Origin of the sequence: Exiguobacterium mexicanum (assembly GCF_005960665.1) — a bacterium.
Lineage (GTDB): Bacteria > Bacillota > Bacilli > Exiguobacteriales > Exiguobacteriaceae > Exiguobacterium > Exiguobacterium mexicanum_A.
In genome coordinates this window covers 564,546-586,286 of record NZ_CP040676.1, presented here as the reverse complement: position 1 = coordinate 586,286, position 21,741 = coordinate 564,546, and the positions used below count along the sequence as shown (strand labels likewise).

Annotated in this window: 20 protein-coding genes; 15 read left to right on the top strand and 5 right to left on the bottom strand. The window is 51.4% G+C overall.

Annotated elements, in window-relative coordinates:
- Positions 1 to 104 precede the first annotated feature (104 nt).
- The 7 genes from FED52_RS03480 to FED52_RS03450 all read left to right on the top strand — a co-directional run bounded on the left by FED52_RS03480 (position 105) and on the right by FED52_RS03450 (position 7,239).
- Entirely contained in the window at positions 105 to 308 is a 204-nt protein-coding gene (locus FED52_RS03480) for a PLD nuclease N-terminal domain-containing protein (RefSeq protein ID WP_082665716.1), read from the top strand.
- Complete coding sequence (locus FED52_RS03475; RefSeq protein WP_138858968.1) at positions 305 to 1,153, top strand: ABC transporter ATP-binding protein; 849 nt, start codon at positions 305 to 307, stop codon at positions 1,151 to 1,153. Before FED52_RS03480 ends, FED52_RS03475 begins: the two co-directional genes overlap by 4 nt.
- Entirely contained in the window at positions 1,153 to 1,911 is a 759-nt protein-coding gene (locus tag FED52_RS03470; protein ID WP_138858967.1) for an ABC transporter permease, read from the top strand. The genes FED52_RS03475 and FED52_RS03470 overlap by 1 nt, the downstream gene beginning before the upstream one ends.
- Before the next feature lie 113 nt (positions 1,912 to 2,024).
- Positions 2,025 to 3,659 (top strand): C39 family peptidase, encoded by a 1,635-nt coding sequence (locus FED52_RS03465; RefSeq protein WP_138858966.1) that lies wholly within the window; start codon positions 2,025 to 2,027, stop codon positions 3,657 to 3,659.
- A gap of 160 nt (positions 3,660 to 3,819) precedes the next feature.
- A complete protein-coding gene (locus FED52_RS03460; protein WP_138858965.1) occupies positions 3,820 to 5,055 on the top strand; it encodes an exo-beta-N-acetylmuramidase NamZ family protein in 1,236 nt (411 codons plus the stop codon).
- Positions 5,056 to 5,382: 327 nt separating this feature from the next.
- A complete protein-coding gene (locus FED52_RS03455) occupies positions 5,383 to 6,159 on the top strand; it encodes a hypothetical protein (RefSeq protein ID WP_205729355.1) in 777 nt (258 codons plus the stop codon).
- Between the two features lie 159 nt (positions 6,160 to 6,318).
- Positions 6,319 to 7,239 (top strand): CAP domain-containing protein, encoded by a 921-nt coding sequence (locus FED52_RS03450; RefSeq protein WP_138858964.1) that lies wholly within the window; start codon positions 6,319 to 6,321, stop codon positions 7,237 to 7,239.
- 40 nt (positions 7,240 to 7,279) lie between these two features.
- Here the strand turns inward: FED52_RS03450 and FED52_RS03445 are convergent, their stop codons facing one another.
- Positions 7,280 to 7,477, bottom strand: a complete 198-nt coding sequence (locus FED52_RS03445) for a CsbD family protein (protein WP_034778818.1) — start codon at positions 7,475 to 7,477, stop codon at positions 7,280 to 7,282.
- 55 nt (positions 7,478 to 7,532) lie between these two features.
- Positions 7,533 to 7,931, bottom strand: a complete 399-nt coding sequence (locus tag FED52_RS03440; RefSeq protein WP_138858963.1) for a hypothetical protein — start codon at positions 7,929 to 7,931, stop codon at positions 7,533 to 7,535.
- Positions 7,932 to 8,077: 146 nt separating this feature from the next.
- On the opposite strand from FED52_RS03440, the gene FED52_RS03435 reads away from it, so the two are divergent.
- From FED52_RS03435 to FED52_RS03410, 6 genes are all read left to right on the top strand, one after another.
- A complete protein-coding gene (locus FED52_RS03435; RefSeq protein ID WP_138858962.1) occupies positions 8,078 to 9,010 on the top strand; it encodes an ABC transporter ATP-binding protein in 933 nt (310 codons plus the stop codon).
- Positions 9,011 to 9,015: 5 nt separating this feature from the next.
- Positions 9,016 to 9,777, top strand: a complete 762-nt coding sequence (locus FED52_RS03430; protein WP_240731301.1) for an ABC transporter permease — start codon at positions 9,016 to 9,018, stop codon at positions 9,775 to 9,777.
- An 81-nt stretch (positions 9,778 to 9,858) separates the two neighbouring features.
- Positions 9,859 to 11,295, top strand: coding sequence for an IS21 family transposase (istA, locus tag FED52_RS03425; protein WP_029595511.1), 1,437 nt, complete (start codon positions 9,859 to 9,861; stop codon positions 11,293 to 11,295).
- On the top strand, positions 11,292 to 12,008 hold the full coding sequence (istB, locus tag FED52_RS03420) for an IS21-like element helper ATPase IstB (protein WP_029595512.1): 717 nt from the start codon (positions 11,292 to 11,294) through the stop codon (positions 12,006 to 12,008). The genes istA and istB overlap by 4 nt, the downstream gene beginning before the upstream one ends.
- Before the next feature lie 53 nt (positions 12,009 to 12,061).
- Positions 12,062 to 12,526, top strand: coding sequence for an ABC transporter permease (locus FED52_RS03415; RefSeq protein WP_205729354.1), 465 nt, complete (start codon positions 12,062 to 12,064; stop codon positions 12,524 to 12,526).
- On the top strand, positions 12,513 to 13,613 hold the full coding sequence (locus FED52_RS03410; protein WP_138858961.1) for an ABC transporter permease: 1,101 nt from the start codon (positions 12,513 to 12,515) through the stop codon (positions 13,611 to 13,613). The genes FED52_RS03415 and FED52_RS03410 overlap by 14 nt, the downstream gene beginning before the upstream one ends.
- 42 nt (positions 13,614 to 13,655) lie before the next feature.
- Here the strand turns inward: FED52_RS03410 and FED52_RS03405 are convergent, their stop codons facing one another.
- Complete coding sequence (locus tag FED52_RS03405) at positions 13,656 to 16,340, bottom strand: HD domain-containing phosphohydrolase (protein WP_240731300.1); 2,685 nt, start codon at positions 16,338 to 16,340, stop codon at positions 13,656 to 13,658.
- Positions 16,341 to 16,541: 201 nt separating this feature from the next.
- Between FED52_RS03405 and FED52_RS03400 the strand changes: the two genes are divergently transcribed.
- Both FED52_RS03400 and chrA read left to right on the top strand, forming a co-directional pair.
- Positions 16,542 to 16,850: a PadR family transcriptional regulator gene (locus FED52_RS03400; protein WP_058764359.1), complete on the top strand. Its 309-nt coding sequence runs from the start codon at positions 16,542 to 16,544 to the stop codon at positions 16,848 to 16,850.
- A gap of 5 nt (positions 16,851 to 16,855) precedes the next feature.
- Complete coding sequence (chrA, locus tag FED52_RS03395) at positions 16,856 to 18,040, top strand: chromate efflux transporter (RefSeq protein WP_034778831.1); 1,185 nt, start codon at positions 16,856 to 16,858, stop codon at positions 18,038 to 18,040.
- Positions 18,041 to 18,075: 35 nt separating this feature from the next.
- Here the strand turns inward: chrA and FED52_RS03390 are convergent, their stop codons facing one another.
- Together FED52_RS03390 and FED52_RS03385 are read right to left on the bottom strand one after the other, a co-directional pair.
- Entirely contained in the window at positions 18,076 to 18,576 is a 501-nt protein-coding gene (locus FED52_RS03390; RefSeq protein ID WP_138858960.1) for a YdcF family protein, read from the bottom strand.
- Between the two features lie 90 nt (positions 18,577 to 18,666).
- Positions 18,667 to 20,562: a bifunctional metallophosphatase/5'-nucleotidase gene (locus FED52_RS03385; RefSeq protein ID WP_138858959.1), complete on the bottom strand. Its 1,896-nt coding sequence runs from the start codon at positions 20,560 to 20,562 to the stop codon at positions 18,667 to 18,669.
- Positions 20,563 to 21,741: the final 1,179 nt, after the last annotated feature.

Sequence of the window (21,741 nt, the reverse complement as noted above, 5' to 3'; positions counted from 1 at the left end):
GTCACCCTTTCTCAGCCGAGAAAGGGATTTTTTCTGTTCCATACAGGAAATAGGTCCTATGCGTGGAATGGAACAGTGAACTCATTTATGAAGGAGGAACATAATTGGATATTGCCAATGACTCAAATTTATTGCTCATTTTATTGCCGCTCCTCATCCTGCAACTCATCTTGCTCGTCGTCGCCTTGATTGATTTACTGAAGCGACAAGAAACGAACGGACCGAAATGGGTGTGGCTTCTCGTCATCCTGTTCATCAACATCCTCGGCCCGATCGTCTACTTCCTATGGGGACGGACGAAGCGATGAACGTCACCAAACTGACGAAACGATTCGGCACGTTCACCGCGCTCGACGACGTCAGCTTCTCGCTCCGACCGGGTTGCACGTCGCTCCTCGGGGAGAACGGGGCCGGAAAGACGACATTGCTCAATATGATTGCCCGCGTGACGACACCGACGTCGGGTCAAATCGTCGGCCACGACGCCATTCGCATCGGCTATTTGCCGCAGCGGCCAGCGCTCTATCCATCGCTCACCCCGGTCGAGACGATCCGTTATGCGGCCGAGTTGACCGGCATCACGAATATCGACCCAATCCATCTGCTGAAACGGGTCGGACTCGAGCCCGTCGATCGGCCAGCAGCGCACTTGTCCGGCGGCATGCGGCAACGGCTCGGCATCGCCCAGGCACTCGTACATGACCCGGAGTTGTTACTGCTCGATGAGCCGGTGTCGGCGCTCGACCCGCGCGGCCGTCGGGAAGTGCTCGACTTATTGAGCGACTTGAAGCGGGAGCGGATGATTCTCTATTCGACGCACGTGCTCCCTGACGCCGAGGAAGCGAGTGACTGGGTGCTCCTGCTCCGGCAAGGGCGCCTGCTCATGGAAGGGACCGTGACCGATTTGCTCGGTTCGAAGTCCTCGATCCAAGTCCGTCTGTTCAACGACGTCTTGACGGAAGAGGAATGGCGGACGCTCCCCGGTGTCAGTCACGTCACCCGCTCCGGGACGACGTGGGAACTCGAGACGGATGCGAAAGACGTGACGGAACGGGCGCTGCTCCAATTGTTCCTCGAACGTGGTCTCCGGCTCCAATCGCTCCATGTCGGGCATCCATCGCTCGAGTCACTCTTTTTGGAGGTGAACGCCTGATGAAACTGGCCATCTTCAAACAAGAAGGGAAAGAGTCATGGCGCAATAAGCGACTCATCTGGGTACCAATCGCCTTGATGTTGCTTGCGGCGATGCAACCGCTCACGCTTTATTTCCTCCCGGACATCTTGGCCTCGGGCGGCAACTTGCCGGACGGGGCGGTCATCGAAATTCCGACCCCGTCACCAGAAGAAGTGCTCATGTCGGCGAGCGAACAGTTGCGACAAATCGGCCTGCTCGTCGTGCTGTTATCCGCCATGCATACGTTCAGTCACGAACGGTCGCTCGGCACGCTCGCCTGGCTCAAGTCGCTCAAGATTCCAGGCACGCGCATCGTGCTCAGCAAATGGGGACATTATTCGCTACTCGCCGTCGTCGCCATCGGCCTCGCCCAATTGAGCGCCGCCTACTATACAATCGTCTTGTTCGATTCGTTCGACGTCACCGATTTCTTGATCGCGACCGGATTACTCATGCTCCATTTCGTCGTCCAGCTATCGATTTTCTTCTTGTTCGCGGCGTTGCTCGAGAGCGGCCTCGTCGCCCTCGTGATCACGCTCGCCCTCCACTTCATCATGTCGCTCCTAATTGGGTGGCTCGAGTGGGACTGGATGCCGTGGCGGCTCGGCTCGTTATCGGCCGAAGTGCTCATGGGCGAGGGTTTACTCGTTTGGCCGATCATCAGTAGTGTCTTGTTGATTGGCGTGACGCTCTTCGTCGCCTCGAAACGGTTGTTGTTCATAAGCCGTTCGTCCTGATGTAGCACCTTCTCAAAATAGTCCTTTAGCCGTCGAGTCAAGGCGGCTTTTCTCATGTATACTTAATTTACAAAATAATACCAATTTTTCAATTCGATTGTGGAGGAACGCCTATGAAGTGGAGTCATGTAGTGGCCGGTTTGGCCGTCAGTATGAGCATCATCCTCAGTAACGACCACGTCCATGCCGCGGCCGGGTTTCAAACGACCGCCACGGGAACGGTCTATACGACAGAAGACGGTACAGTGCTGACCGGCTGGCAAGTGATTGACGGCAAGACCTACTATTTCGCGGCCGATGGGGCGATGGCAATCGGGTGGCAAGCCATCGATGGCGCTACATATTATTTTGAAGCGGACGGCGTGCTCGTCACCGGACGCTATACGATTGATGGGCCGACCTACTTGTTCGCCGCCGACGGGAAGCAGTTGAAAGGCTGGCAACAGCTCTCGGACGGGCTCTACTACTTCAAATCGAACGGCGTCATGGCGACCGGCTTTTTGACCGTGGACGGGAAACGCTACTTGTTCTCTCTTGAAGGGAAACGGTTGAGCGGTTGGCAGACGGTCAATGGCGTGAAGCATTACATCTTCGACAACGGAACGATCCGGTCGGGCATGTACACGATCAACGGCAAGAAGTACTTGCTCTTGAAAGATGGCCGCGTCGCGACCGGGTGGCAACAAGTCGGCACGCGCCACTACTATTTCGGGACAACCGGTGTACGCCAGCACGGCTTGAAAAAGATTGGCACGACCGTCTATGGCTTCCATGAGACGTATGGCTATCGGTTGGCCGGCGTCCAAAAAGTCGCCGCCCGCTATTACTATTTCGGGACGGACGGAAAACGTCGCTACGGTCTGCAGACGATTGAAGGTAAGGTATACGGGTTCCATCCCGTCTACGGTTATCGCCTGCAAGGCAAGCACAAGGTCGGGACCCGCTATTACTACTTCCACTCGACCGGCGTCCGTGAGACCGGTTGGAAGTATACGACGCAATACGAATACTTCGCACCGACTTTGACGAAGAAGACGGATTGGCAAGTCATCAGCGGCAAATGGTATTTCTTCGATTCGTCGGGCGTGATGTATAAGAACAAACGCATCGGTAACGCCGCGTTCGATGTCCGGGGCGCCTATAGCAACCCACTCTCCACTTATAAGATGAGCGTGCCGCTCTATCGTCAATTTGCTATGGGCTATCCTTCCGGCTGCGAGTTCTTCTCGCTCAAGATGGCGCTCGAGAAAAAAGGACGCGTCGTCAGCGCGGAGACGTTATATCGGGAAATGCCAAAAAGTATGTGGAACGCCCGCTATGAGAATCGTCTCTACCGCTGGGTCGACCCGAACGTCATGTTCACGGGCGACCCGAAAGGCAAGCTCAGCAAATATCGCAACTACGGGATTTATCCGAAAGGCATGATCAACTTCTCGAGCAAATACCGGCCTGTGAAAGACTTGTCCGGCCAAGGATTAGCTTCAATTGAGCGCGAACTCTCACTCGGCAACCCGGTCATCGTCTGGGCGAGCGTCGACTTCAAACAGCCATACGGTCACTTCAATTGGTACACCGCTTCGAACAAAAAATTCACCGGTTTCGTCAATTATCATGTCATGCTCGCGACGGGCTATGACAAGAATAACCTCTACATCAACGACCCGTACCGCGGTCGCCTCGTCATCCCGAAAAGCCAAGTCAGCTCTGTCATGGGCGCGACGGGATGGAAAGCACTTGCCGTACGATAATCGTCCAGCCATAGGAAAATTCCGATGGCTTTTTAGGTACAACGAATCAAATTAAGAAATATAATTTCCTATTTATGTTACATATTATTGAATTAAAAATACAAAATGGTACACTTTCGAGTAAGTAGTGAAGCGCTTACATTTTAGAGGAGGAACTATTATGAAGAAATGGATTGGCGGTCTCGCCGCCCTCACACTCGTCACGTCATCAGTCATGTTGCTCGATGCCGATGCCAAGTCCGTCCCGAAAAAGCCGAAAGTCGAGTTCGGGGTCGACCGGTTGATGGACAATCCTGAAATCTTGGCGGGTAAACGAGTCGGACTGATCACGAATCCGACCGGGGTCGATGCCAACATGACGAGCATCGTCGACTTGTTCCACAACTCCGATGATTTCGAACTGACGGCACTGTACGGACCGGAGCACGGCGTCCGCGGTGATGCACAAGCCGGATCGACGATCAGCTCATACATCGATGAAGTGACGGGACTTCCGGTGTATAGCTTGTACGGCGCGACGAAGAAACCGACGGCCGAGATGCTCAAAGACGTCGATGTGCTCGTCTTTGACATTCAAGACGTCGGCACCCGCTTCTATACGTACATCTATACGATGGCGTATGCGATGGAAGCCGCGGCTGAAAACGATATCCCGTTCGTCGTCCTCGATCGACCGAACCCGCAAGGCGGCCTCCGCGTCGAAGGTCCCGTGCTCGACCCGGCCTATTCGAGCTTCATCGGCCTCTATCCGATCCCGCTCAAGCATGGCATGACCGTCGGTGAGCTCGCCCGCTTGTTCAACACGGAATACCAGATTCAAGCCGATCTCGAAGTCGTCAAGATGAAGGGCTGGAAGCGCTCGATGCTGTACGAGGATACGGGACTCCCGTTCGTCATGCCGTCCCCGAATATGCCGACGACGGACACTGTCAACGTCTATCCGGCGACCGGTCTGTTCGAAGGGACGAATCTGTCGGAAGGACGCGGCACGACGAAACCGTTCCAATTGCTTGGCGCCCCTTACGTGAAGGCGCATGACTACGCCAAGACGTTGAACGCGCTCGAGCTTCCGGGTGTCACGTTCCGCGCCGCCTCGTTCACGCCGACGTTCTCGAAGAACGCGGGCAAACTGTCGCACGGCGTCGAAGTATACGTCACGGAGCCGACGAAGTTCGAAGCAGTCAAGACCGGCATCGCCATGGTGAAGACGGCGCACGACCTGTATCCGGACGAGTTCGAGTTCCTCTCAAACGACTTCATCACGAAGCTGACTGGGAACGCCTACGTGAAAGATATGATTCTCGCCGGTGAGTCGCTTGAGGCGATTATGACGAAAGTCGATGCCGAGCGCGATGCGTTCTTGCCGATTCGGAAAGAGTACTTACTGTATAAATAATAATAAGGTAGCGTGATCCTCAATCAGGATCATGCTACCTTATTATTTTGGACAATCAACATCATATTTAAATCTTATTTATTACTATCATTACTAAAAATAAAAGTATCATAAATCTATTATTTTCAATTAACACATCTTTTTATGTTTAAGTGAAGTAAGCAGTAAAAATATAGTAGATTGTAGGATTTAAAAATAAATAATTATAAAATAAATACAAATTTGTAACAATAAAATTGAAAATCATGTATTTAATAAAATTTAAAATGTTACAATTAATATATATTTAATATTGCTATTGAATCCAATCGTTTAAGGAGAGATACGATGAAAATTGATAAGATCCTCCCGAAAAAGAAACTTGTTACAGGAATTTTTATTTCGTCCTTCCTTTTACTGTCGGCGTGCGGTGGTGAAACCAATCAAGCTACTCCGAATCCTGAAAATGAGACCCCGAAAACAGAAAGTTCTACAGAAAATAATGAAGGGGAAGAAGTTTCGACTTTGGATATTTTAAATCAACTCGCAACCATTTCAACTCAAACTGAAGAGCTTTATGTTACAGATAACATTGTTGTAGGAGAAGACCAGGATGTAAAACCAGGCATATATGATTTAGAAATTATAGGAGGGTCTGGAAATATACTTGGGGAGCGTTCCTCTGTTTCTTCATTGTTTATAAATTGGGTTGGAGGAGCAAAAGGAAATACTGGTGGATACCCCTCAAAAATTCGTATGATACTTTTTGAGGATGATATTCTTGAATTCACCAACATTTCTAAAGTCAAATTTAACGCAGTTCCGGAAACAGTCACACCTTCTAATCAGTTAGGCATTGGTGAGTTTATAGTCGGACGAGACATTAAGCCTGGAGATTATAAACTTTCTACGGATGTAAAATTAGACCCTGAATATGATAATCTAGGATGGCGAATTTCCATCTACAATGATGAAACTGGTGATAGTAGAGATCAGATGTTTACAGCTACCAATAATGATGTAGCTGTAAGTTTAAAAGAAGGTGAAATCATTTCAATTTCTTACGATAATACTGACTATGGTTCATCTTCTGATGACGCAAGACTTGTATTTTCAGAGTTATGATTTGATTTCAAGCCTAAATATTTTTTAACTATCTTCTACATCTAGAAATAGAGGCAGGCTCCACGGAGTCTGCCTGCTTTTGTAATCAAATGGTAATACCCATTATCGCCCTATTCAATATATTATATGGTTATATGATCGAAAAAGGAGCTTCCCATTTTGAAAAAAATCGCCTCAGCCCTCGTGACGTCCGCGCTTGCGGTCACACTCACGTTCACTCCGCCGACCCTGCTCACGCTCGAACCGACAACGGTGGAGGCCGCCTATTACGAGACGTCCGTCAACACGAAAGGTTCCGTTACGGGCATCAGTCAAATCAACGTCCGCAAAACACCGTCAAGCTCAGCGTCAAGTGTAGGTAAAATTGTTCGGGACGGCACGATGATGGTCCGGACGTCATTCACGACGAATGGCACCCGCTGGTACAAAATCCAATGGGGCACGGGCTATGGCTATGTCCCGGCTGCCTATGTCAAGCTGTCGACAGCCGAAGTCGCGTTCACGAAGACGACGTATGTCGCCCCGTCAAGCGTCTACTTGAAGTCACGTCCGCTCACGACCTCGTCGAATGTCGTCTTCTTGCGCCAAGGGATGAAGCTCGAGACGATCTCGTATCGATACACGGGCACGACGCGTTGGTATAAAGTGAACATCGGTACGAAGACCGGGTATATTTTGGCCAAACACATCACGTTCAGAGCACCGACGAGCGGTGTCTTGGCCGAGACGAACGAAGAGCGTCAGACGGCTCGCTTATCGCAACTCGCAGCATCGAGCGAGGCGAACCGCGTCGCCCAGGTCCGGGCCGACGAGATGGCACGGACGGGACAGTTCTCACATCAGCTCCGTGAGAACGGGAGCCCGGGAGACACGCTCGATGCCTACAATGTCAGCTATCGCGGTTGGGGCGAGAACATCTATATGGGGTCGAGTGATCCGGCTCAAGCCGTGAACGCCTGGATGAACTCGAGCGGTCACCGCGCCAACATCTTGAACGGAAACTTCACGCATCTCGGTGTCGGCGCCGCCAAGAACGCGCAAGGGTCGACGATTCACGTCCAAGTCTTTTTGACGAAATGAAAAACCGGGAAGTCGCATTGATCGCGATTTCCCGGTTTTTTTAGCGGCGTTCGTCTTTCAGGCTTTCAAGGTTTTGTTGGGCCTGGCCCGTCTTCTCCTTGGCCGTCCCTTTCACTTGGTCTTTTTGTCCTTCACGTTTGAGCGATTGATTGTCCGACGCTTTGCCGACCGCTTCTTTCGCTTTGCCTGCCGCCTTATCGATTAAGCCATCAACTTTTTTGTTAAGTCCGTCTTTCATGTGAATCTCCTCCTCGTGATATCATGTCTAATTCATGTACCACTGTGAGAAAAACTCAAACATAGTGCTCTTTGACGAGCACCCGGAAACGCGGTCGGACGGTCAGCTCGATCGTCGTCACCGTGCGGTTACGATCCTCGTTCATGACGATCAATAGCTCGCCGTGGTCGCGCCGATCTTCGAGCACCTCGACTTTCCCGACCGTGCGGAGGAGCTGATAATACAGCAACTCCCCCGTCGCGTTTTTCACGTTCACCTCGAACTCGTGATAACTTGGTGAGATTTTGAAGTAGAACGACTCTGCCCCGTTCGAGAAACGGAACACCGACTCGTCGTAATAAAACGGGAGTGTCGTGTCCATCCGTTTCGGCTCGACCGTACAAAACAACGCCCACGCCATCTCGTCCGGAAACTTCTCACTCGACTCTTCTTTATTGAACTGCCACTTTTTCATCGCGATCCCTCACTTCGACTTCCATTAATTGTCTGAATAATTCGACTATTATATTTCATTCGGCAACGGGTTCGGAAGTTCCTGCAAACGGGAACAAAACCTTGTACGCTATTTCACGTTCTGGAGTTGAAAGGAGTTGCGTCCACGTGTCCATCATCGCCCTCGATCACGTCACAAAACGGTTCGGTGAGACGATTGCCTTGAACGACTTTTCACTTCACGTCGAGGCCGGCGAGCTGTTCGGCTTACTCGGTCCGAACGGGGCCGGGAAGACGACCGCCATCTCCGTTATGCTGAACTTATATCCCGCCGACAGCGGCACCATTCGAATTTTTGATCAATCGATGCCTAAAGACGAACTGACGATCAAACGGCGCGTCGGCATCGTGCCGCAGCACGTCTCCGTGTACGATCAGCTGACCGTCTTTGAAAACATCCAATTTTTCGCTGAGCTATATGGCTTCAAGCCGTCTGAAGCGAAACAAAAGACCGAGGTTGCCCTCGACTTCGTCGAACTCACCGCACACCAAAAGAAACGTCCGCCGGAACTGTCCGGGGGGCTCCTTCGTCGTCTCAACATCGCCTGCGGCATCGTGCACGAGCCCGAACTCATCTTCATGGATGAACCGACCGTCGCCATCGATCCACAGTCGCGCAACACCATCCTCGAGAACATCCGCGAGTTGAATCGACGCGGGGCGACGATCATCTATACGTCCCACTATATGGAAGAAGTCGAGATGCTCTGCGACCGCGTCGCCATCGTCGATGAAGGGCGGATTATCGCCGAAGGGACGCAAGACGAACTGAAAGACCAAGTCATGACGCTCGAGACGGCCCGCATCAAAGTCGACGCTCTCACCCCAGGCCTCCTCGAACGTCTCGAATCGCTCGAGCGAGTGAAGAAAGTCGATTACGAGGAACCGTTCCTCGAAGTGTCACTCGAGAAAGACACCCCGCTCGCCCCGCTCCTTGACGTGCTCCATGACGAACGGGTCCGTTTCACCTCGATCACCGTCGACCGTCCGTCCTTGAATACCGTCTTTCTGGCCCTGACCGGCAAGACACTTAGGGAGTGAGTCCGATGAAACTATGGACGTTCATCAAATACGATGTCAAACAGCAACTGCGTGATCGCTCGACCATCTTTTGGATGCTCATCTTCCCAATTATCCTTATCTTCGGGCTCGGGACGATGCTATCGGCCATCTTCAATAGCAATTTTTCGCTTCCGGTCACGGATGTCGCCTACGTCGAACAGTCGACGGATGATTATCGGGTGCCGCTCGAGTCTTTCCTCGCCGACGATGATATCAAAGCATTCATCAATCTCGTCCCGTACGATAGTATCGCCGCTGCTGAAACCGGCGTGAACGATGGCGACGCCGATGTCATCCTTCATTTGGACGGTCCCGATGTCCGTCTGCTATACGAGGAACCGTCGACGATCGAGTTCGACGTCATCGAGGCCATCCTCTGGCAATATACGGACGTCGCCAATCAGCAAATCACACTCGCTGAGACGGGTGTCTCCGCCCCGTTTACGCCTGAGTCGTTCATCGACAGTGAGAGCGTCGACTTGTCGGGTCGGACCCCGACGTCACTCGAATATTTCACCGTCACGATTTCCATCATGACAGCGCTGTTCGGTGCGTTCTACATCACGGGCATGCTCAGTGAGGAGCAACCGATGACCGGAAGCTACCTTCGGATCCAAGTCGCTCCCGTCAAACGAATCGAATATCGCCTGGCCCGCAGCCTGAGCCGATACACCCTTTGTGTAATGCAAAATAGGAGTGCAGAAGTGTGCAACGGAAACGTACACAACTCTGCACTCCTATTTTAGAAAAGAAAAAGGACTTGCCAGCAACCATAATCTCACCCTAACGTTTAAGTTGCGACACAAGAACGTTAGGAGATGGAAGGAATGCTAGCAATGTCCGATATCAATTGTATCAAATATCTGAGAAACCACAAATCACATTCGATCAATCGAATCGCTAAAAATCTAGACCTCAACTGGAGGACGGTAAAAAAATACGCGGATTCAGCTCAACTGCCGAGTGAAACCATTCGCCCCAAGAGAGGCATGATGTACGGAACGAAATGGGGCGAGATGGTCGAGGATTGGTTGACCGAGGATCAAATGCTTCAGAAAAAGTTAAGACGAACGAATAAAAAGCTTTATGAAACGCTGGTGGCGAACGGATTCGAGGGTTCTTACCGGACGGTCTGCAATTTCATCAAGAGCTGGCATATGACGAGCGAGGAGGAAAACGACACAAGGCAAGAACGATTGCAACACCCTCCGGGTGAGGCACAGGTAGATTTCGGGACGATGGAAGTCGTCAAAGATAGTCATGCGGTCGATGTAAAATGCCTCGTCATGAGCCTGCCCTTCAGTAACCGCACAGCAGCTGTCGCCCTGCCCGCAGAAAACCAAGAGTGCTTTTTGACGGGACTCAAAATGCTTTTTGAAGAAATCGGTGGTGTACCGCAACAGCTCAGAATCGATAATCTCCCCGCCGCAGTCATCCAACCACGAACGACAAAAGAAGAGGCGATCTATACAGATGCTTTCCTGCAGTTCATGGCACATTACGGCTTCCAAGTTCAAAGCTGTAATCCTTACAGAGGTAACGAGAAAGGAAGTGTCGAGAACAAGGTAGGATACGTTCGGTACAATTTTCTTGTCCCAGCCCCTGTCATGCATGATTACGATTCGACGAACCGGCAACTCGCAGCTTCCCTACGGGATGACATGGAGAGAGTGCATTACGAAAAGCATGTGCTGATCCGTGAGTTGTTCGAAGAAGAGCAGAGACATCTATTGCGATTGCCGCAAGAAGACTTCCCCGTCTTCAAAGAAGAACTGTTCAAGGTGAACAAGTACGGCGAAATAACGATCGATAAGACGAAAGTCTTGATCCCTTCAGGGGCTCGTCATGGGCAAGTACGCGCCATCTTAAGGTGGGATTCGATGAAGATTCTCTCACTTCACGGAGAAATCCTCTACGAAGAAAAACGTCCCTACATGATGACAAAGCGTGCGCTCCCATGGGAAAACATCATCAGCACTTGGCACAAGAAGCCGAGAAGCTTCGGGCACTCCCGTTATTCCGAATATCTGCCGGGTAGAATCAAAGAGTACCTGGGCGTACCCAACTTACTCGTTCGGCAGGAAAGACTGGCCTGGATCCGAGCCAAGCTCGCACTCTATCCAATCCTCGAGATCAATGAACGCCTATACGAGCTACTGAGCGAGGACGACGATCCAGCCGTGGTTGAGGACCATCCTTATGATGTGGATTGGAGCAAGTACGATAGCCTGAATCGGCCTTGGGGAGAAGGTGGTGCAGTATGAGCCTAAAAGAAATGTGCAAATCGCTCCGCCTTGCCTATGTCGCTGAAATCTATGAATCGATTCCAACGGAATCCCCTGAAAAGTTTCTCACGGAGCTTTTCTCGATGGAAATGCGCCTCCGCGAGGAAGCGAAAGCGCAACGGTTAATCAAAAAGGCAAAATTCATCAACAATAAGTCACTAGACGACTATCATTGGGGCAATCACATCTACTTCCCAAAGCATTTAGATAAGGACGAACTGACCTCACTGAATTTCGTCGAGCACTCACAGAACGTCGTTCTGACAGGGTCCCCGGGTACAGGAAAGACCCATTTGGCCATCGGGCTCGGGAGAGAAGCTTGTCACAAAGGTTATGAGGTGAGGTTCTTCCGGGTCTCTGAACTCGTCGAGCAACTTAACAAGGCCTGGCGGGATGGAAAACTAGGCAACTTCCATTCTCGTCTCGAGTCGGCAGATATGATTATTTTAGATGAGATGGGATATCTCCCTCTCACAAAAGAATCTGCGGAACTTCTGTTTCATCTCATCACCGACTGGTACGAGCGAAAGAGCCTGATCATCACATCCAACCTTGAGTTCAGCCAATGGAATCGCATCTTTGGCGACGCGCGCTTGACTGCGGCACTCGTCGATCGCGTCATCCATCACGCTCACATACTAAACTTTACAGGTGACAGTTATCGTGTCACGCATGCGTTGTCGAAACACTAAAACCCAGCTGGCAAAGTTCTGTACTTTTCGTTGCATTATTGTGCACATTTGTATTGCAAAATACAACCCTTATCTTCCTGCAACTTGTGCTCGTGTTTTGGTTCAGTCACTTCGTCTATCGCAGCTTCTCGCTCGATTATGTCCACTTCAGTCTATTGTTCGTCTCTTGGCTCGCCCTCGCTTTATACGGTACGGCGTTCGGTTTCTTCATCTCGAGCTTACCCCGTATCTCGCGCGCGACGAAAGACGCGATCGTCAACGGGTTCGTGGCCATCATCATGATTCTCTCTGGCGGCTATGTCCCTGGTTTCGACCAAGTGACGCTGAGCGTCGTGCCGTGGGCTAAGTACGTCTTCATGCCGATTTTCATGCGGGAAGGGATGCTTCAGGTGCTCTTGCGCGGTGGAGACACGTCCGTGTTTTGGCAAAGTCTCGGTTGGCTCGCCATCCATCTGTTCGTCTTTGCCGGGATCAGCCTGTTGTTATGGAAAGGGGTGAACCGCCGTGGTGCTATTTAGACATGTCGCCAAACGTATGCTCCGGAAAAAAGGGCTATGGGTGTTCACGTTCGTCTCCGTGTTCGGGTTCGCCCTCATCCTGTCGTTCCTCAGTTCGACGTCCGCCTTGAACGCCTCGATTGGTATTCTCGACCGCGACGGCGGAACACTCGCCGGTCGCGTGATTGAAGAGGCGGGACGGTTCGGAGCGGTGACACCGCTTGAGACGGATGAGACCGACGAGGCGTTGCTACAAGGACAAGACATCGTCTTAGTGATTCCGGACGGATTCAGCGAGGCGCTCTTGGATGGCGAGACGCCGCGATTGTCGTTCAGTGCGACCGAAGGGAGTGACGCCGCATTGATCGAACAAGCGCTCAATTCACACTTGTCCCGTGAGCGACAACTATTGATTGCAAGTGAGTTTGACGAGGAACGGTTCACCGAGCTCGCCGAACGTGAGACGGAAAACGGCTATACCCTTTCGAGTGAGCCGTTCCAACAGAGCGTGGCTACGACGGCGCGGACGCAGGCGTTCCTCGGCCTCTTGTCGTTCGTCATGATGTCGGCGTTCCTTCAGTTCATCCCGTTGTTCGTCGCCGACGACCGGGACGAGAAGATTTATTCGCGCCTATTTGCGGCCCCGGTCACGCCCCGGCGTTACATCGGTTCGCTGTTCGTGTCGTTTTGCGCGGTCGGGCTGCTTTACGTGCTCATGTTGCTCGCCTTCAGCGCTGTCCTCTATCGACAGGACATACTCGCGTACCTACCTGTCCTCACGCTGTTGTTTATCGTCTATTTATTCGTCTGTCTCGCCATCGGGTCGCTCATCGCCATCCTGGCGACGAACCGGGAGAAAGCGAACATTTGGCAGACGTCCGTCACGATGGCCGCTGCCATCACCGGCGGCGCCTTCATCAGTCTGACGTGGCTGCCTGATACGCTCCAGGTCGTCGGACGCTTCTTGCCGACGTACTGGTTCAATTACGGGGTCGCCCAAATGTACGAGGACCATTTCCCACTCCAATCTGTCTTCATCATGCTCGGGATGGCGCTCGCTGTCTTTCTCCTCAGCGCCTGGGCGTTGAAGAAACGGCCGCTCACATAAAAAGGAGAGCCATCGCGGGCTCTCCTTTTTATAATGCTTCAATCACCTCTGTAACGTCGGCACGACTTTCTTGAAAAACACCTCGACGAGTTCCGGGTCGAACTGCCGGCCTGCTTCTTCTGCGATGACCGCGAGCGCTTCGTCGAGCGTCTTCGCTTTCCGATACGGGCGTCCCGTCATCATGACGTCGAACGTGTCCGCAATCGAGATGATGCGTGACGCGAGCGGGATCTGCTCTCCGCTGATCCCTTTCGGATAACCGTTCCCGTCCCATCGTTCATGGTGGGCGAGCACGATTTCGGACAGTGGCCCATACTCCGGCACCGTGCTCAAGATGTTGTAGCTCACTTCGGGATGACGTTTGATTTCACGCCATTCGGACTCGGTCAACGTGCCCGGCTTGTCTAAAATCTCATTGCTGATCGCGACCTTGCCGATATCATGCAGTGTCGCCGCCGTGACGAGTTCGTTCACATCGGCACTCGTGAAGCCCATCGCCTGTCCGAGTTGCCGCGACAGCTCGGCGACGCGTTGCGAATGTGCTTCTTCGCGCGGGATTTTCTCATAAAGCGTTCGCATGATGAGCTGAATCGAGTAATGCCTCCGACTTTGTTTTTCAGACACTTTATGGTGATACATCCGGTCCTCGGCCAAATTGAACACTTCCGCGATGGAGAGCGCGTCATCTTCCTTTACCGCTTCCCCGAACGATGCCGAAATCGGCAGCCCTTCGATCGATTTGGCGAGGAACAGTTGGCTCAGGCGATCGGACAAGCGGTTCGCCTCTTCAAGTGACGTATTCGGCATGATGATGACAAACTCGTCCCCACCGATTCGAGCGACCGTATCCTTTCCTCGAATCTCACGTTTGAGCGTCAACGTCGCCTCGATCAACAAGCGATCCCCGACGAGATGACCGAACGCGTCGTTCGTCAGCTTCAACCCGTTGACGTCGACGACGATCAAGGCGAGCGGATAATAGTCCGGCTCGTCGTACGTGATGAGCGCCTCATCGAAGTAACGGCGATTCTTCACCCCGGTCAACTGGTCGTGATAACTCAAATACTCGATTTCCATCTCATATTTCTTCTTCTCGGTCACGTCACCGATATAGCCGTGCCAAAGGACATGCCCTTCATCAAGCTTCTCTGGACGCGACGATCCTAAGATCCACGTCGTCCGGCCTTCGGGCGTCAGGACACGAAACTCCGCATCCCAAATCGTCAAGTTCTCGTACGACGTCTCAATGCTTGCCATCACGTTCGGATAATCTTCGGGATGGATTTTTGAGAACACGAGACCCGGGTTTTGTTTCATCTCCTCGAACGTGATACCGGTCAGCACCTCGAATCCTCGGCTAAAGAATGGGAAGTGGAAGCTGCCGTCCGGGCGCCGTTCGAACTGATAGATGGCACCGGGCACTTGATCGGACAGCTTCGTGAGCAATCGGTCCCGCTCGGCGAGTTCTTCCTCGAGTTGGACGCGTTCCGTCACGTCTTTGGCGACGGCGTAAATATAGTTGCCGTGGACTTTTGAATGCCACTCGATTGATCGATAGTCTCCATCGATCGTCCGGTATCGGTTGACGAAACGGAAGATGTCCTTCCCTTCTTCGAGCAAGGCGAATGCTTCATTCGTCTTCCCGACGTCATCGGGATGAATCAGGCTCGTGAAGTCCATGTTCTCGAGTTCTTCGAGCGGAAACCCGAGCACACGCTCCCACGCCACGTTCAAATGGAAAATCTCATGATTGGTCAGGGACATGATGCACTCCAAGTCGACGGTCGCGAACCCTTCGAACATCGACTCTTTCGCATCCCCGATTTGCCGGTCCGCTTTCGTCATCTGTTCGAGGATGTGCACGATATACAATTCGACGAGCCCAAGGCGGCTCGCCTCTTTATTTCCTTGCATGACAATCGTCAAATCCCCGTAAAAGACACCGTCCTTCTCGATTTTAAACAAGACGACTTGGCCAAGGTCAAAAATCCGTAAAATATTTTTGATCAGTCGTTTCGGCAACACCCCGTCGACGAGCGGTAAAATGTCGTCGAACACGATTGGGCTCGGTGCCTCGAGTAACTTGGACCGTTTCGGGCTCATCGGCCATTTGCGGCCGACTGGATGGAAGCCTAGCACATCGAGACTGCGCTCGAGCAGTTCATCAATGCCCGAGAGCGCCACGGTCGAGTACGTCTGTCCATCATCGTCGACTAAATTGAGCGTCACGGCCTTGGCACCGGTGAACCCTCGAATCTGGTCTAGGAAATGTTGGTTCATCAACAATTCTCGTCCGGTCGTCACGAAGCGGTGCGACACGTTGACGAGTTGTTTCAGCGCATTGTTCTCTTGGACGTGCGGTGTGATGTCGTGGAACAGCGTCGACACATGACCCGGACGCTCGCTAAAGACAGACAGTTCATACCAGGCCTTGTTGCGACGTGAGAAATGTTCGAACTTGATGGCTTCGCCACTACTGACAGCACGCGCGACTTGGACGATCCATTCCCGTTCGCTGTATTCAAAATCTTTCAACTTGTCGGTGATCCGTCCACCGAGAAACTGTTCGCGCTTTGCTTTCATGATGCGCTCGAACGCTTCGTTCACTTCATGAAATTCGTAATCGACGGGCTCCCCCGCCTCATCGTAGAGCACTTTAAACTCGACGTAGCCTTGGGGCATATGGCGCAACAAGGATTGAAATTTGGTCTGGTCTAAGTCTGCCACGTCGGTCCCTCCTCCGTTCAATTCTACTTTTCAGTTTACCTCATTTCTTACAAATTCCCTATATTTTCCGAATCGATTCTCGCCAATATGCGCACATTAAGTTTTTGTAAATGACACCTCTCGGCTTGCACCTCCCCATCTCGATTGTTAGTATAATTACGAAAACCGATATCGAAAACCGATTTTAAGGAGATGATGCACGTGGAAGACCGCGTTCTTCGAAAACTGTTTCTCGGTTTTATCCATATCCATATCTTGCACCACGCCTCTGAACACCCGGTGTACGGAGCATGGATGGTCGAGGAGCTCCGCGAGCACGGCTACTCGATTAGCGCCGGCACGCTCTATCCGATTTTGCACTCGATGGAGCAAGACGGTCTGCTCGTCCGGACGAACGAGCTCGTCGAGGGTCATATCCGGAAGAATTACACGACGACCGAAAAAGGCCTCGTCGTCTTGGCGGAAGCCCGTCAAAAAGCGTATGAACTATTCAAAGAAATTAAGGAGTGAAGCACATGTCCAACCAACGCGTAACGTTCAAAACGTTACTTGAGATTTTATTCGTATCGACCCGGCTCGGCCTGACCTCGTTCGGCGGACCGGTCGCCCACCTCGGCTATTTCCATGAGGAGTACGTCCGCCGTCGCAAATGGATGGACGAACGCGCCTATGCCGACCTCGTCGCCCTCTGTCAGTTCTTGCCGGGTCCGGCGAGCAGCCAGGTCGGTATCGGCATCGGTATCGTCCGTGGCGGCATCCTCGGCGGGATTACGTCGTTCATCGGGTTCACGGCCCCGTCCGTCATCGCCCTCATCTTATTCGCCCTATTGGTATCGGGACTCGACGTCTCAGACGCGGGCTGGCTTTATGGATTGAAAGTCGTCGCCGTCGCCATCGTCGCCCACGCCATTCTCGGAATGGCCGGTAAATTGACGCCGGACGCGAAGACGCGGACAATCGCGTTCTTCGCACTCGCCGGAGTCCTGTTATGGCAGACGACCTATAGCCAAGTGCTCGTCATCTTGCTCGCCGGACTTGCCGGGTTCTTGCTGTTCAAACCGCAAAACCTCGACGTCAAGTCGGCTTCGTTCCCGCTCTCGAAACGACTCGGGGCGACGCTCCTCGGCCTGTTCGGGGCGCTCCTCGTCATCTTGCCGATCTTACGGGAGACGATCGAGAGTCAATCGGTCGCCATGTTCGATAGCTTTTACCGCGCGGGGGCCCTCGTCTTCGGCGGCGGCCACGTCGTCTTGCCGCTGCTCGAGCGTGAACTCGTACCGGCCGGTTTCTTAAGTGAAGAGGCGTTCCTCGCCGGTTACGGGGCCGCCCAAGCCGTACCGGGACCCCTCTTCACATTCGCGTCTTATCTCGGGACGGTCATCAATGGCGTCCCGGGCGGACTGCTCGCCACGCTTGCCATCTTCTTGCCGGCGTTCCTGTTGATCCTCGGCGCCTTACCGTTTTGGGATGCACTCCGTCGCAACCCGAAAGTCGCCGGTGCGCTCATCGGTGTCAACGCTGCCGTCGTCGGGATTTTGATTGCCGCCTTCTATCAGCCGATCTTCACGAGCACGGTGAACGGTGCGGTCGACTTCGTCTTCGCTGCTTTCTTGTTCGCCATGATCGCATATTGGAAGATGCCGCCTTGGGCGCTCGTCATCGTCGGGGTCATCGGTGGGATGATCATCGGCACGTTATAACACGAAAAAGGGACTTCATTGCGAAGTCCCTTTTGTCATGGCCGCCATTTCCAGCGCATATAGTTGATGAATAGCTTCACGTACGCCAGCTGCTCGCGGACGACGTACTTCAATTTCGTTGCCGGGGGCGTCTTTGCGTAGAGCGCATCGATCGCTAGGCCAAAATACAGCTTACCGACGAGCCGGGCCCGCCTGACGTGAAAATCGTTCGTGACGATCGTTAGTCCAGGTTCCCCATCCCAAATCGGACGGCTGAACAGAAAGTTCTCGTACGTCGACGTCGACTCCGCCTCGATATGGATTCGCGCCGCGTCGACGCCACGTGCCATCAACTCCCGGGCAATGACGCGCGCTTCCGCCATCCCTTCATCGGGTCCTTGCCCGCCGGAGGCGATCAACTCGACGTGTGGATGTCTGTTCGCATATGCGGCCGCCGCTTCAATCCGGTGCATCAAGGCCCGAGACGGTTGAATCCCGTTCACTTTCGCACCGAGGACGAGCACGTAACGATACGTTCCATCTGCAGTTTTTCTCATTGTAGGCTCCTTTATGCTTGAACATGAGGAAAGGACCTAACTATACTTTCCTTAGTCAGGTCCCTTCCTCATCCTATAATTACTTCAGGTTTACTGCTTAATGTCGACAATTCGCCCTTCAACAGTCGGTGTGACCGTTTGAAGTTTCACGAGATAATCACGCATGATTTCCCAGTCAATAATCCCCAAATCATTCACACGACCCTCTTCATATGCCTTTTTAAACTCAAGGTAGTTGTCCCCACCTTTTGCAGCAAAGAAGTTCGTTGCAATCTTATAATTCTCATTCGTTACGACGTCCACATATTGTCCATTACGAAGCACTTGCGCCTTCACAATTCGGTTATTTGCTGCTTTCGAACTATCAAACTCAATCTTCATACCTGACATATGCAAGAAACCGCCACTCTCAATTGGGTAGACGCTCACGCTACGCTCAAGGGCTGATAACAGTTCGCTTCCTTGCAACGTCATGACCGCTAGCGTATTTCCGAACGGAAGTGTTGTCAATACTTCACCTGCCGTCACTGGGCCTGCATTGATTGACGCACGGATACCACCAGCGTTTTGAATCGCTGCGACAACTTCGCCGTCGACTTGTTTTGCACGATCCAACATGCCGTCCGTAATCAAGTTCCCTAACGCCGTCTCATTTTTACGAACGCTCGGTTTGTTGACATCCCCAGCATCACGCGGGTTGTCAAATGCCGCAGTCGTCGTCGCACCAATCTCGGCGTTACGGATGCTTTCAATTTCTTTTGCAAATGGAGCAAGTAAGCTGACCGCCGTCGGATCAGCGGCATAGCCTTTGATGTCAATCAACTTACCTTGGTGTGCAACAACTTTCCCCGTGTGGTCAAACTCGACATCGAGCGTACCGAGGAATTCCCCATATTGATACGCTTGTACAATTACAGTTGGCTCTTCTCCATCAACCACCACGACTGGTGCGTCTAAACGAGAATGCGAGTGACCACCAATAATGACATCAATTCCTTCTACGCGTTTCGCGAGTTCTAAATCATTATCGATTGCCGGATTGTCGTCGAACCCTAGGTGCGAGACGGCTACGATTTGATCGACACCGCGCTGTTTAAACGCTTTGACTGCTTTCTCGGCTTCTTCAACATAGTGTTGGAATTTGATTGGTCCTGGACTAGCGATGTTCGCCGTGTCTTCCGTCGTCAATCCGAAGAATCCAACTTTCTTCCCGTCCACCACTTTGATGACGCCTTCGTATAATTTTCCATCGTACGGCTTTCGCTCAATCTCATCCGAGTAAAGACTGCTCAAATATTGATCAGCACTATAATCCACGTTCGAACTGACGAACGGGAATTTGGCGTTTTGAATAAAAGTTGCAAATTCTTGGTGCCCCGCCTCTGTGCCAAGGTCAAATTCATGGTTGCCCGGTACCATCAAGTCATAGTTCATGTAGTTCATGAGTGTCAAATCAGCTAGTCCTTTGAACTCGTTGAAGTAAAGCGATCCCGAGAACACATCTCCCGCATCGATCAACAGACGATCTGCATTCTCTTGTCTAAGTTGATTAATCGCCGTAGCACGCTTAGGTGCGCTATCAAGCGAGGCATGTGTGTCGTTTGTGTGCATCACAGCCAACTTGAACCCCTCTACTTGATAAGGGATGTCCACAGTCACGCGCTCTCCCTTGTGGGTATACGTCGCTCGCGCCGTAAATTCACCGATTTTCGCGGTTGACAGGTTCGACAAATTCACAGGCTGTTTTCTCACTTGCTTACCGATTTTCACGTTGAAGATCCAATGTTTCCCGGTAATTTTTTCTCCTTGCTTGAAAACAAGCGGTGACTCCGGCAACAGGATTTCAATCGCCTCGGACTTTTTCGTTTCGTATGTATCTTTAGAACCCTGTTTTGCTTCGACTGAAGCAACTGGTACGATTGCCGATACGGCCAATGCCGCAGCAATCATACCGGTGAATAAACGTTCCGACTTAGATGAAAACATTAATTTTTCCCCTTTCAAATTTCCCCAAATTTAGCAACAGGACAACTTGCATGGCGGAGAGCCTGTTAAAAAAATCTCTCTTCTTTAAAATATAGGACAAAACCGTTAGAAACAATCCTTTTTTGAAAATGTTTTTTTATTTAAATATTTATTTAAATTCATGTTAATTATTACGAAAAATTTAATTCCCTATGTTCTGTAGGGCTAAATAGGAGTACAGAATCGTGCAACAGAAACGTATACAACTCTGCACTCCTATTTTTGAAAAGAAAAGGACTTACTAGTAACCAAAATCTCACCATAACGTTTAAGTTGCGACACAAGCTATGAGCGATTATAGTGCTCTCGGGCTGAGCAACAGGTGGATTTCGACAGGATGGAAGTCGTTAAAGATTGTCATGCGGTTGATGAAAGTAACTCGTCATGAGTTTACTATTCAGTACTCGCTCGGCAGCCATGGCCCTTCCCTCAGAAAACTAAAAGTGCTTCTTAACGGGAATCAAAATGCTTTTTGAAGAGATTTGTGGTGTGACGCAACAGCTTCGAATCGATAATCTTCTACAGTCCACCAACCGAGAACGACGAAAAAAGAGGCAATCTGGACAGTTGCTTTCCTACAGTTCATAGACGTTCTCCGATATATTTTTCTTTTCCCGGCATCTGTCACGCATAATTTCGATTCGATGAATCGTTAATTCGCCGTTTCCATACTGGACGATATTGAGAAAGTGCACCACGAAAAGCATGTGCTGATCCGTGAATTGGTCAAAGAAGAGCAGCAACATCTATTACGATTGCCGCAAGAAGGCTACCTCGCCTTCAGTTGAAAACATTTAAAGTTTTTCAGTGCCCTCTCTTCAAATAAGCATTGTTAAAAGTAAACAAGCAGTATGAAATAACAACCGATAGGATAAAAATCATCCCAATTTCCGGAGATATTCTCTACGAAGATAACCGCCCTACATGATGACAAAGTGTGCGTTCCTGTTGGAAAACATCATTAGCACACAGCACAAAAAACCGCGAATTTTTGGGTACTCCTGCTATTCCGAATGTCTGCCAGAGAAAATCAATGAGCACTTGGGCGTGCCGGACGGGGTGGACGAAGGACGATGATAAGGATTACTTTAAACGTCTCTTCTAACATTACATAGATTACTACAATCATCATCGCATCAA